Raw genomic sequence first — 15,673 nt, 5'->3', positions numbered from 1 at the left:
TTTATTAAAATTTATTTAAATCTTAATCTTCAAATTCTTCTCTCAAAATACGTTTTACCTCTTCAATTGTTTCTTCTTCAAGGTCTACCATATTTAAAAGACTTTCAGTTTCTTTATCCAATACTGATTTTGCAGTTGTAAGTCCTACTTTCTTAAACTCATCCAAAATCCACTGCTCGATATCGTCATTAAATTCTCTCAATTCAACATCGTCATCCTCGCTGGACTCTCTGTATACATCAATTTCATATCCTGACAACCAAGAAGCCAGTCTAATATTCTGTCCTTGTTTTCCAATTACTTTAGAAATCTCTTCAACAGGAGTATATACTAATGCATAGTTTTGATCCTCATTGATGTCAATCTTATTGACAGTAACGTTTCCTAAAGCTCTCTTCACCAAAATCTCAGGGTTTTTAGACCACTGAATAACATCGATGTTTTCATTTCTCAACTCTCTTACAACCCCATGAATTCTGGATCCTTTAACACCTACACAGGCACCTACCGGATCAATTCTGTCATCATAAGCATCTACTGCAATCTTCGCCTTTTCACCAGGAATTCTTACTACCTTTTTCAGCATAATTGTTCCGTCCTGGATTTCAGGAATTTCCAGCTCTAATAATTTCTCAAGGAATTTAGGCGCAGTTCTGGAAATAATAATCTGTGGTTTAGAACCTTTAAAGTCTACTGTTTCAACAATAGCTCTGATATTCTCACCCTTTTTAAAGAAATCGGATGGGATCTGGTTTTCTTTTGGTAAAATAAATTCATTTCCTTCATCATCCAGCAGAATCACGTGCTTGTGACGGATATGGTGGATTTCTCCTACAACTATTTCTCCAATTTTATCTCTAAACTGCTCGTACAGCATTGCATTATTGTGCTCCTGAAGTTTTGTAGCCAGAATTTGCTTAAGGGTAAGAATATTTCTTCTCCCCAATTGAGCAACAGGAATTTCCATTGTAAAGTCCTCACCTACTTCGAAGGTAGGGTCAATCTTCTTTGCTTCAGAAATTTCAATTTCCAAATCATCATCTTCAGACATTTCGTCCTCTACAATTGTTTTATTTAAAAATATCTGAAAATCTCCTTTATCCGGGTTTACAATCACATCAAAATGATCATCTGAGTCAAATCTTTTTCTCAAAAGAGTCTTCAGAGAATCTTCAATAATTGCCATAAGATCAATTTTACTGATCCCCTTTTCGTCTTTAAAATCACCAAAGGATTCAATCAACGCTATATTATCCATCTATTCTTTTTTCTTTTTAAAATTTAATTACTACTAATGCTTTCTTGATGTCGGAGTAAGAAATCTCTTTCTCCTCTTCTACATCTACTTTTCCTTTTCCGATATCTTTCGGCTTACGGTAACGCAAAGTAAGCGTGATCTTTTCATCATCTACTTTTGACAATTCTCCTTCTATTTTAGAAGAATCTTCCAGCATCACCTCAATCTCTCTTCCAATGTTTTTACCGAACTGTCTTGGTGTGGATAATGGCTCGCTCAATCCGGCAGACATCACCTGAAGGCTGAAGTCATGCTCTTCACGATCCATATTGAATTCTATTGCACGGCTTGCATCAAGACAGTCCTGCAGCGAAACTCCGTTATCACCATCTAAAATCACTGTAATATCATCCCCTGCAGAAATTTTAAGATCAATAAGAAACAGATCTTTTCTGGTCTCAAGGAATTCATTTAATAATTCGTCAATTCTTTTTCTAAACTCCATATAATTTTATCTTGATTTACAGTACGAAAAAAGGCTTTCTTCCGAAGCCTTCCCATTTTTTCCCGTAAATCCATTGCAAATATAAGCATTTTTTCCAAAAACACAAAATTATCTTAAGTATCAAGCAAATAGCGCCAGATTCATTTACAATAAATTAAAGGAATATGTCACAGGATTTTTATTACTTTTGTCTTTAGAATTTTAAAACAAACATTTTGAACATAACGATTGTAGGAACAGGTTATGTAGGATTAGTTACAGGAACTACTCTGGCAGAACTTGGTAATTCAGTATACTGTGTTGATATTGATGAAAAAAAAGTAGAAGGTTTGAAAAACGGCATTGTTCCCATCTATGAGCCGAATCTTGAAGAAATGTTTTTAAGAAACATCCAGTCTGAAAGATTATTTTTCACTACTGATCTTAAAGAAGCCTTAGATAAAAGTGAAGTTATATATCTGGCATTACCAACTCCCCCGGGAGAAGACGGCTCTGCAGACTTATCTTATGTACTTCAGGTAGCCAACAATATTGGCGAAATGATGACGGAATATAAAGTCGTTGTCAATAAAAGTACTGTTCCTGTGGGAACTGCAGACAGGGTAAGAGAAACCATCTCTTCCAAAACAAATCTCCCTTTTGATGTAGTTTCAAATCCTGAATTTTTAAGAGAAGGCTTTGCCGTTGAAGACTCTATGAATCCCTCAAGAGTAGTTGTAGGCGCCAGCTCAGAAAGAGCAAAAGACATCATGTCTAAAATTTACCAGCCTTTTACCAATACTGGAATTCCGATCATCTTTATGGATGAAAAATCATCGGAGCTTACAAAATATGCAGCGAACTCATTTTTAGCGGTAAAGATCACTTTTATGAACGAAATTGCAAACTACTGCGAAAAAGTAGGTGCAGATGTTGATAAAGTAAGACTGGGAATGGGTAGTGATGACAGAATCGGGCATAGATTCTTATTCCCGGGAATCGGATATGGAGGAAGCTGTTTTCCAAAAGATGTAAAAGCTCTTATAAAATCAGGCAAGCAGGAAGATTTTAACTTTCAGATTCTTGAAGCTACTGAAAATGTAAATACCGCTCAAAAAGTAATTTTAGTCTCTGAAATCGAGAAGTATTTCGGCGGCAATATAAAAGGAAAGAAAATTGCCATGTGGGGACTTGCCTTTAAAGCCAATACAGATGATATCAGAGAAGCTTCATCTTTAGATAATATTGCTCTTTTATTAGAAAAAGGAGCAGAAATCATAGCATATGACGCTGTTGCCGAAAGCAATGTTCAGAAACTCCTTGGCAGCAAAATACAATATGCCAAAGGAATGTATGATGCACTGGAAGATGTTGATGCATTATTTATTGCTACAGAATGGCCGGAGTTTAAAAATCCAAATTTTGAGCTTATGGCTAAAAAAATGAAAAACAAAGTCATTTTTGACGGCAGAAATATGTATCCGCTGGAAATCCCTGAACAAAACGGATTTCATTATAAAAGTATAGGAAGAAAGACCATCTCAAAATAAACAAATGAAAAACATTATCATTACAGGAGGTGCCGGGTTCATCGGCTCCCATGTTGTAAGAGAATTTGTAAAAAACAATCCGGATACTACGATCATCAACCTTGATGCCCTTACCTATGCCGGAAATCTGGAAAACTTAAAGGACATTGAAAATGAACCTAATTATGTTTTCGAAAAAGCAGACATCACAAATCCTGAAGAACTTAGAAGGGTTTTTGAAAAATACAATCCGGATGCTGTAGTACATTTAGCCGCTGAAAGTCATGTAGACAGAAGTATTACTGACCCCATGGCGTTTATTAACACCAATGTAAACGGAACAGCTAATCTTCTGAATCTTTGTAAAGAGTTTTGGACATTAAACCCTGACCACACTCATGGCAGATTCCCAAATGAAAAAAGAACCAACCTTTTCTACCATATTTCGACTGATGAAGTATATGGAAGTTTAGGGGAAACAGGATTCTTTTTAGAGACGACATCATATGATCCTCAATCTCCGTATTCTGCTTCAAAAGCAGCATCTGACCACCTGGTAAGAGCTTATGGAAATACCTACGGAATGCCATTTATTGTTTCTAACTGTTCAAACAATTATGGACCCAATCATTTTCCTGAAAAACTGATCCCTCTTTGTATCTCAAATATCATCAACGAACGACCTCTTCCTATTTATGGTGACGGAAAATATACCAGAGACTGGTTATTTGTCATCGATCACGCCAAAGCGATTCATCAGATCTTTAATGAAGCAAAAACAGGCGAGACTTACAATATCGGAGGATTCAATGAGTGGCAGAATATTGATCTTGTAAAAGAGCTGATCAAACAGATGGATGCTAAGCTGGAAAGACCTGAAGGTTATTCTGAAAAACTGATCACTTTTGTAAAAGACAGACCGGGCCATGACAAGCGTTACGCTATTGACGCAACAAAGCTAAATAAAGATTTAGGCTGGAAACCATCGGTAACCTTTGAAGAAGGATTGGGTAAAACCATTGACTGGTATCTTGAAAATAAAGAATGGCTTGAAAATGTAACTTCAGGAAATTATCAGGATTACTATAGCAAACAATACAGCTAAAAATCCGGCTATTGAGAAAAATAAAGAATGAAGTATAGCAAATTTCCATTCTTTATCATGCCTCTGAATAGCAAAAAAAACAATTCATAACACAAAAGAAATAAGCGTAATACGCACCACCAAATGAAAGGAATAATATTAGCCGGGGGATCCGGAACAAGACTTTACCCTCTAACGATAGCAGTGAGCAAGCAGCTGATGCCTGTTTACGACAAACCCATGATCTATTATCCGCTTTCCACACTACTTTTAGCAGGAATAAAGGATATTCTTATCATCACTACGCCACATGACCAGGAAGGTTTTATCAAGCTTCTGGGCGATGGCTCACAAATTGGCTGTAATATAGAATACGTTGTACAGCCAAGCCCTGATGGTTTAGCACAGGCATTTATTTTAGGAGACCAGTTTATCGGCAATGATTCTGCTGCCCTTGTACTGGGCGATAATATTTTCTACGGCTCCGAAATGGGAACTTTACTAAAAAATAAAACCAATCCGAATGGAGGCGTTGTTTTTGCCTATCACGTTGCTGACCCGGAAAGATATGGTGTTGTAGAATTTGATAAAGATTTAAAAGCAGTTTCTATTGAAGAAAAACCTCTAAACCCTAAGTCAAATTATGCGGTACCAGGCCTTTACTTTTATGATAACGATGTGGTAGAAATTGCTAAAAACATCAAGCCTTCTGCAAGAGGCGAACTGGAGATCACCGATATCAACAACGTCTATTTAAAAAACGAGAAACTTGAGGTTGCTGTTCTCGACAGAGGTACTGCATGGCTGGACACCGGAACTTTTGACTCTCTTCATGACGCTTCAGAATTTGTAAGTGTTATAGAAAAAAGACAAGGATTTAAAATCGGCTGTATTGAAGAAATCGCGTTCAGGAACAAATTCATTAATGAAGAAAAACTGCTTGAAACTGCGGTAAAATACGGAAAAAGCGGCTATGGCGAATACCTGAAACAACTTATCAGCAAATAACAAAAACAATTTATAAAAATCATAGACTATTGGCTTTATGGCCAATAGTTTTTGTTCATACCGCCAATTATCAATATATTAGTTGTTGATTTTTAGTTTTATTTATTATGAAAATTTATAAACGAAAAGATACGGTAAGAATTAATTATTATAAATTTGCAAAAACTTACACAGATGAATGAACCACAACAGAAGTGGACTGAGACGATTGATGCAGATCATTCGTTATTTGACTTGAAGCTAAAAGAAGTCTGGAAATACAAAGATCTTGTTTACATGTTTGTAAAAAGAGATTTTATATCCAGTTTTAAGCAGACTATTTTAGGACCTATATGGTTTTTTATTAATCCCATTCTAACAACTATAGTATATCTGGTTATTTTTGGAAGAATTGCCAAGCTCCCAACAGATGGGGCTCCACCTCTTCTTTTTTATCTGGCTGGCGTTACTCTTTGGAATTATTTTTCTTCCTCTTTACTGGCTACATCCTCTACTTTTACAGGAAATGCCGGAATTTTCGGAAAAGTGTATTTTCCAAGACTGGTTACCCCGCTTTCTATTGTCATTTCTAACCTTATGCGATTTGGAGTACAGTTTGTTCTATTCATCCTTGCATGGGCTTATTATTACAATAAAGGAGAAGCCCATCCTAACATCTGGATTTTGGCAACTCCATTTCTTATATTCCTGATGGCACTTTTTGCATTAGGAGTTGGAATGATATTTTCTGCCCTTACTACGAAATATAAAGATTTGGCAATGCTACTCGGTTTTGGGGTAAGCTTATATATGTATGCAACTCCAGTAATATATCCTGTCTCTTCATTACCGGGATTTTTTAAAAAATTAGCTTACTACAATCCTTTGACAGGTATTTTTGAATGTTTTAAATATGCATGGATCGGTGTGGGAGATTTCTCCCCTGCTATGCTTGGGATCAGTACTGGTACTATTCTTATCCTTTTAATGATAGGAATTGTTGTATTCAATAAGGTTGAAAAAACTTTTATGGATACCGTGTAATTATTTTCTTTTAAAAATTTAAATTAAAAAAACATGCTGGCTTTAAAAGCAGAAAATATATCTAAACAATACCGCCTGGGACAAGTCGGGACAGGAACTCTTTCTCATGACCTTAACAGATTCTGGCATAAAGTAAGAGGAAAAGAAGATCCTTATCTTAAAATTGGAGAAGCAAATGATAGAACTACAAAAGGAGATTCAGAATATGTATGGTCTCTTCGCAATATTGATTTTGAAATCGAAAAAGGAGATGCTGTAGGAATTATTGGTAGAAACGGTGCAGGAAAATCTACATTATTAAAAGTTTTAAGTAAAGTCACAAAACCTACAACAGGGCGGATTTATACCAACGGAAGAATTGCCTCTCTATTGGAAGTAGGAACAGGATTCCACCCTGAAATGACGGGAAGGGAAAATGTCTTTCTTAATGGAGCCATCCTGGGAATGACAAGAAAGGAGATCAAGAGAAAATTTGATGAAATTGTAGATTTCTCAGGGGTTGAAAGATATATTGATACTCCTGTTAAAAGATATTCTTCGGGAATGTACGTTCGTCTTGCGTTTGCTGTAGCAGCGCACTTAGAATCTGAAATTCTTATTGTAGATGAAGTTCTGGCAGTTGGAGATGCTGAATTCCAGAAAAAATGCCTTGGAAAAATGAATGATGTAACAAGAGGAGAAGGCAGAACAATTCTTTTTGTGAGTCATAATATGACGGCCGTTAAAGAATTATGTACAAAAGGAATTCTTTTAAACCAAGGGCAAATTGATTATCAAGGTGATATTCTTAGCACAATTATAGAATATCAAAAAAGCAGCGCAAGAGAAAGCTCTTATATTTATAACGGAAATCTTGATGAAGCTATAGGCAATGAAAATATCAGGGTAAAAGAATTTTCAGTATCTCCTATAAATGGGGACTTGTTAGATATTGATTCCGGAGTGCATGTAAAACTTGTCTTTCATAATTACTGTCCTGACATTACACTTGATACAACCTTTGAATTGAAAAACTATGATGAGTTAGTCATTTTCCATGTTGGAAAATTTGTTTCAGCAAAAGGAGATGCAAAAGTAGGTGAATATACTGTAGAATTTGATATTCCGACAGGGCTTCTAAATGCAGGAAATTATTATTTTAGACTTTATTTTGGAAAAGATCAGAAAACGCTTCTATATGGAATTGATAATTTTATTGGATTTGAAGTAGAAAATGTAAAAGTAGGAAACATCATGTATGTTTACCCTGGAGTAACCAGACCTCAATTTGAATATAAAGTACAAACACCATAACTGCCTATAACATTCGTTTTATCGTCTTATCAAAAACAACTTTATGACAGGCCCTCACATAATAAATTTAAACAAAATAGGTTCTCCCGAACTTGGATATATCACTATTTCTGAAGCACAGAAAGATGTACCTTTTGATATTAAAAGAGTATATTGGACTTATTATACCCCACAGGATGTAAGCCGTGGAGGACACGCCCATAAAAACCTTCAACAACTAATTGTTGCCGTAGCAGGAACAATTACGTTCAATACAGAAGATAAAGATGGGAAAAAAGAAGTTTTCGTATTAGACAGTCCCAATACAGGTTTATATATTCCTAAATTAGTATGGAGAGATATAAAGTTCAGCCACAGCGCCGTATTATTATGTCTGGCATCCGAACTATACGACGAGGATGACTATTTCAGAAATTATCAGGATTTTAAAAATTACCCAAATGAAATTTAATAATAAGAATGTATCCATAAGCGATAAAGCCAGAATAGGCAAAAACGTAAAAATAGGTGACAATACCGTAATTTATGACAACGTTATTATTGGTGATAATTCTATTATTGCGAATGACTGTGTCATTGGAGAGCCGCTTAATGATTATTATTTTAAAGATGATTATGTAAATCCTGAAACTATAATTGGTGAAAATGCATTAATAAGAAGTCATACGATTTTATATGCAGGTTCCCGTTTTGGTAATAATTTTTCTACCGGACACAGAGTTACAATAAGAGAAAACTCTGTTTTCGGGAATAACTGTAGATTGGGTACGGTAACAGATATACAGGGACATGTCACGTTTGGTAATAACTGCTGGCTTCACAGCAATGTTCATATTGGTCAAAAGTCTACCATAGAAAACTTTGTTTTTATTTATCCTTATGTAGTACTTACTAATGATCCTACTCCTCCTTCTGATGTGTGTATAGGTGCTACCATCGGAGATTTTTCTCAGATAGCTGTAGGCACTGTTTTACTTCCGGGAACAACAATCGGAAAACATTGTCTTGTAGGAGCCCAATCACTGGTGGGAGGTAATTATGAAGATTATTCTTTAATTCTTGGAAATCCTGGAAAAAAAATCAAGGATGTCAGAGAAATGAAATCGAGAGAGACAGGCAAATCCCATTACCCGTGGCCTTATAATTTTTCAAGAGGCCTACCTTGGGAAAAACAAGGGTTTGATGAATGGAAAAAAGATAACGGATACGAAAACGATTAAGCGAAATAATTGAAAAACAATAGTTTCAGATACGATATTTCTTTTCTGCGGGCATTTTCTGTACTCGCAGTTCTTTTCTATCATTATAAATTTCAATGGTTTAAGTCCGGATTTATCGGTGTCGATATATTCTTTGTTATTTCAGGGTTTTTAATGACCAAAATCATTTTGTCTTCTTTTCATAAGGGAAACTTTAATCTCTGGGATTTTTACAGAAGAAGAATAATCAGGATTATTCCTGCACTTTTAGGATTAGTTGTTACTTTTTCATTGGTCATATTCTTTTTTCTTCAGCCGCAGATTGTCAACTTTTTCAGAAGTGCTTTTTCCAGCGTTCTGTTTTTTTCTAATATTTATTATTACTTAAATAACGGATACTTCGACGCCTCTTCTCAGTACAACTTTCTATTACATTCATGGTCACTTTCCGTAGAATGGCAGTTTTATTTAATTTATCCGCTCATATTACTTCTCTTAAAGAAATTATATACCACAAAAAAGAATAGCTTTACTGCAGTCTTTTTAGCATTAGCCTTTATTTCATTTGGTGCTATGCTCATTCATAGCAATTATGACTCTGATTTCTCTTTTTACATTTTTTATCCCAGAGCCTGGGAGATGATGTTGGGTGGACTTGCATTTCTGTTGGAAGATAAAATGCAGCATATTCAGAAAAAAGTAAAGCTAGTCTTGGCTTTGACTTCTCTTTCAGCAATAATATCTTTTATTTTTCTCTTTCATGCATCTTCATGGCCATCGTTGTATACCATCATTCCCGTATTCTTCACAGCATTGCTTATCAGCCTGAATTATGAATTCATAGCGTACAAAAATAAAACAGTTACCTACCTTGGAAATATATCTTATTCCCTATATCTGTATCACTGGCCATTGTATGTATTGATTCTGTTTTTTGAAGTGGATATCAGTTTGAAATATCGTGTTCTGGCAATATGTGTTTCATTTATTCTTGCTATACTTTCCTACGAGGGGATTGAAAAAAGAAATTATTCTAATAAGGCTAAATCAGTTCTCACAGTGAGTCTGATTATATTCATTTTTACATTCTCCATTACAAAAGTAGATGCTGAGAATTATACGGATGAAAATAAAGATCTGATCAATACTACCTCAAACTATAAGTATAGTAAAAAAGCTGAAGATCAATATAAAATTGACACAAAACACCTTACCCATAAAAAGGACTATAAAACACTTATACAGAATTTAGATATTCCTGTTTCTGATAAAAAAAATGTCGTTCTTTTAGGAGATAGTCATGCAGGAATGTTTTCAGAAACAGTTAATAATATCTTTGCAGATAAAAAAGATATTAATCTTATCCAGATCACTGCAGACGCTACCTACCCTATGGAAAATTCCAAAGGTATTTATCCTAATCCTGTGCAATATTTCAATTATATATTCACGGAATATTTTCCCAAATACTATAAAAATATAGACCTTATCATTATTAATGCTAATTATTCGGGATATCCTGAAAAAGAGATAAAAAATAATCTCAAAATAACCGGACAATATTTTTCAAAATATAAAGTGCCTACTCTTTACATAGGCATGACTGATTTCTACGTGATAGATTTCCCGACATACTATTACATCAAGAAAAAGTATAATGCAAATATGTATGCAGAGGAGAAGAAAATCAAAGAGACTGAAAAATTCAATGCTTTTTTAAAAAACTATCTGGGTGATCAATATATCGACTTGCTCAATGTAAGAATTGACAAAGTATCTCCAGAAAACTATCCGTATATATATGATACCAATCATTTAACACTGTTTGGTACAGAACAATATAAAAATGTGTTATCACAAAGAATATACAAAACACTGAATATCAACACAAATAAAGATAATTAAAAAGATGATTAAATTTTTAGACTTACAAAAAATCAATTTAAAGCATCAGGAAGAAATAGAAACAAAACTTTCTCAGGTATTCCGTTCCGGATGGTTTCTTATGGGGCAGGAGCTTTCATCTTTTGAAAGTAATCTTTCTCAATACATAGGAGCTAAACATGCTATTGGTGTAGCCAATGGGTTAGATGCTTTACGCCTTATACTGCGTGGATATATTGAAATGGGAATTATGGATCGTGGGGATGAAATCCTTGTACCGTCCAATACTTACATTGCCTCCATTCTTGCTATTTCAGACAATGGCCTGGTTCCTGTTCTTGTAGAGCCTGATATTAATAATTATAATATTGACATCACAAAAATTGAAGAAAAAATCACTTCAAAAACAAAAGGAATCCTGATTGTTCATCTATACGGACGAACTGTTTTCTCAAATCAACTTAAAGATCTAGTAGAAAAGCATCAGTTAAAATTAATAGAAGATAATGCTCAGGCTATCGGTGCAATATGGAATGGACAGAAAACAGGTAATTTAGGAGATGCAGCAGGTTTTAGCTTTTATCCTGGAAAGAATCTGGGAGCTATAGGGGATGCAGGAGCTATTACAACCAATGATGATGATTTAGCAAAAGTTATCAGAGCATTGGCCAACTATGGATCTAATCAGAAATATGTCAATATTTATCAGGGATTAAATTCAAGATTGGATGAAATTCAGGCTGCAGTTCTGGACGTTAAGTTAAAATATATTGATGAGGAAAATACGGTAAGAAAAAATATTGCGAAAAGGTATATTGCAGAAATATCAAATCCCAAAATAACTCTTCCGGAAAACCCAGCAGATGTAAATGAGCATGTTTGGCATTTATTTGTCATCAGAACAGAAAACCGTGATGAGCTTCAAAAGTATTTAACTGAAAGTGGCATTCAAACATTGATACATTATCCGATCCCGCCTCATAAGCAGGATGCCTATAAAGAATGGAATAATCAGTCTTTCCCCATCAGTGAAAAAATCCATGAAGAAGTATTAAGTTTACCAATCTCCCCTGTAATGACAGAGGAAGAAGTTGAAAAAGTAATAGAAATTGTAAATAGATTTTAAAGTTTTTTTGATCAAAAAACTTGAATTCAATAAAGTAAATATCATGACAGAATTGCCTCTGGTTTCAATTTTATGCCTTAGTTACAACCAGGAACGGTTTGTAACAGAATCTTTAGAAAGTTTCAAATCTCAGAAATACAGTAATATTGAGATTCTGATTTGTGATGACTGCTCTAAAGACAATTCTGTTGAAGTCATCAATAACTGGATTAAAAACAATCCTCAATTGGATATCCGGTTTATTCCTCATTCTCAAAATAAAGGAATCTGTAAATCATTAAACGAACTATTGAATATATCAAAGGGTAAGTATATTATTACCATAGCCCTTGATGATCTTATGGAGCCTGATAAAATAGAAAGACATGTAACGATTCTTGAAAATTCATCTCCTAACGAAGCTTTGGTATTTTCAAATGCTCACATAATAGATGATAATTCGATACGTTTTCAAAATACTTTCATTCCTTATTTTCACAGATATCTGACTATTGAATCCGGGAACTTTTACAAAACATTACTCGAAGATAATTTTCTTCCTGCAATGTCATGTGTAACCAAATCTTCTATATTAAAGGAGATTGGAGGCTGGGATGAAGCTTTAACTTTTGAAGATTACGATATGTGGCTGAGATTAAGCCAAAAATATGATTTCATCTATGATGACTACAAATCCTGCAGCTATAGAATGCATGCTACAAACTCTCATAAAAAGAAAAACTTTTTAGATGTATCTTTTTTTGATATTTATCTGAAACACAAAGAACAGCCTGAAATGAAAAAGAAAATACTAAAACTTATTCATGAGGCATATAAAGAAAACAGATTGACTGAAGGTCATAAAAAATACCTTAGAGAACTTGATAATAAAACACTTACCGAGAAATTAATTTTAAGAAATGTAGGAAAGTTCACTTTTAACACACTACATTATCTTCAAAAAGTTTATTATAAAAGTTGGTAACATTATTCTTAATCAATTATGAAAAAAATAAAACCCCTTGCGTTCTACCTCCCTCAATACCACCCTGTCCCCGAAAATGACGAATGGTGGGGAAAAGGTTTTACAGAATGGACGAATGTAGGAAAAGCCCAACCTTTGTTTGAAGGACACGAACAGCCTATACACCCAGGAGAGCTGGGATATTATGACCTGCGCGTTCCTGAAGTAAGAGAACAGCAGGCTCAGATGGCGAAAGATTATGGAGTACACGGATTTATCTATTATCATTACTGGTTTGGTAATGGCAAACAGTTGTTGGAACGTGTTGCCAATGATGTTCTAAAATCAGGAAAACCAGATTTCCCATTTTGCTTCTGCTGGGCCAATGAAACATGGTCGGGCATATGGCACGGATTATCAGAAAAAATTCTGGCTCAGCAGGTTTATCCTAATGAACAGGACTTAATTGCTCATTTCGAATATCTTCTTCCTTTCTTCAAGGACGAAAGGTATATAAAAGTAGACAACAAACCTCTTCTCATTATCTATGATCCCAACCATTTGAATGACGGAGATCCTCATTATATTTCCAAATTCAGAGAACTTGCAAAAGAAAACGGATTTGATGGCTTATATGTTATGGCATCCAATAAACTCCGTGATGATCTTGATTTTAGTTCTATGGGATATGACAGTAAGATTTCTAATGCTTTTCAGAAAGCATGGATACCTCATATTGACAAAAAAGAATATATCTCCCATTCTCAATATTATAAAAACAGAATAAAAGGATTAATCGGAATTAAGAAAAAAGAACAGCCTAAAGTCAGAATTCAGGATGCCCAGGCGGTAGTGAATGATTTAAAGTTTGAAGAAAGCAACGTTCCTACCTATCCATGTATCCTGCCTAATTGGGACAATACTCCAAGAAGCGGATACAGAGGCATCATATTGGCTAATAATTCCCCGGAAATATTCGAACAACAGGTTGAAAAAGCTGCAAAATATCTTGAAGAGAAAAAAGACTACCCGGAACAGTTTTTAATTGTTAAATCCTGGAATGAATGGGCAGAAGGAAATATTCTGGAACCGGATAGAAAATATGGTTTCGGATATCTGAATGCATTAAAGAAAATCTTGAATAAACACAGTCGAAATGAGTAAATTCAGTATACTTATTGCCAATTATAACAATGGCCATTTTTTTGAAAAATGCTGCCAAAGCTTAGTCGCGCAGACTGAAACGGATTGGGAAGCAGTAATTCTGGATGACGGCTCTACTGATGATTCCCTTGAAGTTATAAAAAAAATTATTGGTGATGATTCCCGGTTTAAAATACATCAGAATGATCAAAACAAAGGAATCGGATATACAAAAAGGAGATTAATAGAACTTGCACAGTCAGAAATATGCGGTTTTTTAGATCCTGATGATGCTTTGGCTCCTCATGCTTTGGAAATTGTTTTAAAAACACATACTGAATATCCTGAAGCAGGGTTGGTTTACTCCAATTTTGTACGTTGTGATGAGAATCTTACTCCTCTGTCTGTACATAAAGCAAAACAAATCACAGCGCTGGATCAGGCTTATTATAATTTCAATGCTGAGATTTCACATTTTGTCACTTTTAAAAAGAAAATTTATGAGAAAACCGCCGGTATTGATCCTTTCTTAAAAATTGCTGAAGATAAAGACTGGTACATGAAAATGTGCGAGGTTGCTCCTGTAAAATATATTGATGAAGATTTATATTTATACAGAATCCATGACAGTGGGATCTCTACTACGAAAAATTCAGAAAAAGCATTGTTCTGGCACTGGGTTGCCCTGATCAAAATGGCAGAAAGAAGAAACATCAGTGTGGAGGACCTTTTTCTTCAGAGCTATGTCCCGAAAAAGAAATATGAGCAGGCACTCAACCAATTGAATCATGTAAAAAATTCAAGATGGGCAAAACTGGGAAATACACTTGGACTTTTTAAAATCTTTAAAAAACTTTAAATCTGTTGAAGCACGTAAAAGATTTAAAAACTAACATCTTAATGAGAAAAGAAGCATATGATAATTGGTAGTGGAATTCTGGCAAACGCCGTAAGACTTTATGATAAGGAGGATGTTATTTTTTTTGCATCAGGAGTTTCCAATTCGCTGGAAAAGAATCCTGCGGAATTTGAAAGAGAAATATCCCTGCTAAAATCAGTTATCAGCCAGCATCCGGATAAAAAGCTGATTTATTTTTCCACATGCAGTATTTATGATCCCACCAAAACCGACAGCCCGTATGTCCTTCATAAAATTACGATCGAAAAAATAATTGCTGAGCATTGTTCAAGCTTTATTATTTTCAGAGTAGGAAATGCTGTAGGCCGCGGAGGAAATCCCAACACATTGATCAACTTTCTTAAAAACTCAATCCTGTCTGAAAATAAGCTCACAATTCACAGCAATGCAAGAAGAATCCTGATTGGTACAGATGACATTGCATCATTTGTCGGGAAGTATATGCAAAACCTCAACAATGAGATTGTCAATCTGGCCTATCCTTATCAGTATTCATTACCGGAGATTTTATCTCAGCTGGAGAATCATCTTGCAAAAAATGCAGATTATGAAACAGTGAACGAGGGTTCCTTTTATAATATAGAGTTCAACAGCCTGACAGAAGATTTTTTTGCGGGTCTGTCTCCTGATGAATACCTGAAGAAACTCTATTCATCTTATCTATAAAAGATAATACATGGCTGCTCCTGAAAGATACCCTTCTGTACCGGAAAAAATAATTTTGTACCTTCGGCCAGAAAACTTCAGATAGTATTAAAGCCAAGAAAAAGTAATAAAAAGTAGTGGTTTTACGGCCAACTG

15 protein-coding genes are annotated in these 15,673 nt (G+C 34.8%); 13 read left to right on the top strand and 2 right to left on the bottom strand.

The features are described from left to right. Positions 1 to 22: 22 nt before the first annotated feature. Positions 23 to 1,258 carry a transcription termination factor NusA gene (gene nusA / locus DYR29_RS17125; protein WP_047097519.1) on the bottom strand — a complete coding sequence of 412 codons (1,236 nt, stop codon included), beginning with the start codon at positions 1,256 to 1,258 and terminating at the stop codon, positions 23 to 25. Positions 1,259 to 1,274: 16 nt separating this feature from the next. Then, positions 1,275 to 1,742 (bottom strand): ribosome assembly cofactor RimP, encoded by a 468-nt coding sequence (gene rimP / locus DYR29_RS17120; RefSeq protein ID WP_142717170.1) that lies wholly within the window; start codon positions 1,740 to 1,742, stop codon positions 1,275 to 1,277. A gap of 215 nt (positions 1,743 to 1,957) precedes the next feature. Here rimP and DYR29_RS17115 point away from each other — a divergent pair, with 215 nt between their 5' ends. The 13 genes from DYR29_RS17115 (at position 1,958) to DYR29_RS17055 (ending at position 15,538) form a co-directional block, all read left to right on the top strand. Beyond that, on the top strand, positions 1,958 to 3,271 hold the full coding sequence (locus DYR29_RS17115; RefSeq protein ID WP_213277823.1) for a UDP-glucose dehydrogenase family protein: 1,314 nt from the start codon (positions 1,958 to 1,960) through the stop codon (positions 3,269 to 3,271). A gap of 4 nt (positions 3,272 to 3,275) precedes the next feature. Next, positions 3,276 to 4,355 carry a dTDP-glucose 4,6-dehydratase gene (gene rfbB / locus DYR29_RS17110; RefSeq protein WP_213277822.1) on the top strand — a complete coding sequence of 360 codons (1,080 nt, stop codon included), beginning with the start codon at positions 3,276 to 3,278 and terminating at the stop codon, positions 4,353 to 4,355. 123 nt (positions 4,356 to 4,478) lie between these two features. Next, positions 4,479 to 5,342, top strand: a complete 864-nt coding sequence (rfbA, locus tag DYR29_RS17105) for a glucose-1-phosphate thymidylyltransferase RfbA (protein ID WP_213277821.1) — start codon at positions 4,479 to 4,481, stop codon at positions 5,340 to 5,342. A gap of 174 nt (positions 5,343 to 5,516) precedes the next feature. Further along, positions 5,517 to 6,365, top strand: coding sequence for an ABC transporter permease (locus tag DYR29_RS17100; protein WP_213277820.1), 849 nt, complete (start codon positions 5,517 to 5,519; stop codon positions 6,363 to 6,365). Positions 6,366 to 6,398: 33 nt separating this feature from the next. Beyond that, entirely contained in the window at positions 6,399 to 7,658 is a 1,260-nt protein-coding gene (locus DYR29_RS17095; protein ID WP_213277819.1) for an ABC transporter ATP-binding protein, read from the top strand. 43 nt (positions 7,659 to 7,701) lie between these two features. Continuing rightward, complete coding sequence (locus tag DYR29_RS17090) at positions 7,702 to 8,109, top strand: sugar 3,4-ketoisomerase (protein WP_213277818.1); 408 nt, start codon at positions 7,702 to 7,704, stop codon at positions 8,107 to 8,109. Continuing rightward, on the top strand, positions 8,099 to 8,878 hold the full coding sequence (locus tag DYR29_RS17085) for an acyltransferase (protein ID WP_213277817.1): 780 nt from the start codon (positions 8,099 to 8,101) through the stop codon (positions 8,876 to 8,878). The genes DYR29_RS17090 and DYR29_RS17085 overlap by 11 nt, the downstream gene beginning before the upstream one ends. Positions 8,879 to 8,887: 9 nt before the next feature. Beyond that, positions 8,888 to 10,762: an acyltransferase family protein gene (locus DYR29_RS17080; protein WP_213277816.1), complete on the top strand. Its 1,875-nt coding sequence runs from the start codon at positions 8,888 to 8,890 to the stop codon at positions 10,760 to 10,762. A 4-nt stretch (positions 10,763 to 10,766) separates the two neighbouring features. Next, on the top strand, positions 10,767 to 11,867 hold the full coding sequence (locus DYR29_RS17075) for a DegT/DnrJ/EryC1/StrS family aminotransferase (protein ID WP_213277815.1): 1,101 nt from the start codon (positions 10,767 to 10,769) through the stop codon (positions 11,865 to 11,867). A 43-nt stretch (positions 11,868 to 11,910) separates the two neighbouring features. Further along, positions 11,911 to 12,831 (top strand): glycosyltransferase, encoded by a 921-nt coding sequence (locus DYR29_RS17070; RefSeq protein WP_213277814.1) that lies wholly within the window; start codon positions 11,911 to 11,913, stop codon positions 12,829 to 12,831. Between the two features lie 18 nt (positions 12,832 to 12,849). Beyond that, positions 12,850 to 13,974 (top strand): glycosyltransferase WbsX family protein, encoded by a 1,125-nt coding sequence (locus tag DYR29_RS17065; protein ID WP_213277813.1) that lies wholly within the window; start codon positions 12,850 to 12,852, stop codon positions 13,972 to 13,974. Next, positions 13,967 to 14,812 carry a glycosyltransferase family 2 protein gene (locus tag DYR29_RS17060; protein ID WP_213277812.1) on the top strand — a complete coding sequence of 282 codons (846 nt, stop codon included), beginning with the start codon at positions 13,967 to 13,969 and terminating at the stop codon, positions 14,810 to 14,812. Before DYR29_RS17065 ends, DYR29_RS17060 begins: the two co-directional genes overlap by 8 nt. A 57-nt stretch (positions 14,813 to 14,869) precedes the next feature. After that, positions 14,870 to 15,538 carry an NAD-dependent epimerase/dehydratase family protein gene (locus tag DYR29_RS17055; protein ID WP_213277811.1) on the top strand — a complete coding sequence of 223 codons (669 nt, stop codon included), beginning with the start codon at positions 14,870 to 14,872 and terminating at the stop codon, positions 15,536 to 15,538. Positions 15,539 to 15,673 lie beyond the last annotated feature (135 nt).

It is taken from the genome of Chryseobacterium indologenes (assembly GCF_018362995.1).
In the GTDB taxonomy this organism is placed as follows: domain Bacteria; phylum Bacteroidota; class Bacteroidia; order Flavobacteriales; family Weeksellaceae; genus Chryseobacterium; species Chryseobacterium indologenes_G.
Note: the sequence above shows the minus strand (reverse complement) of the source record. Positions and strands in the feature narration are given on the sequence as shown.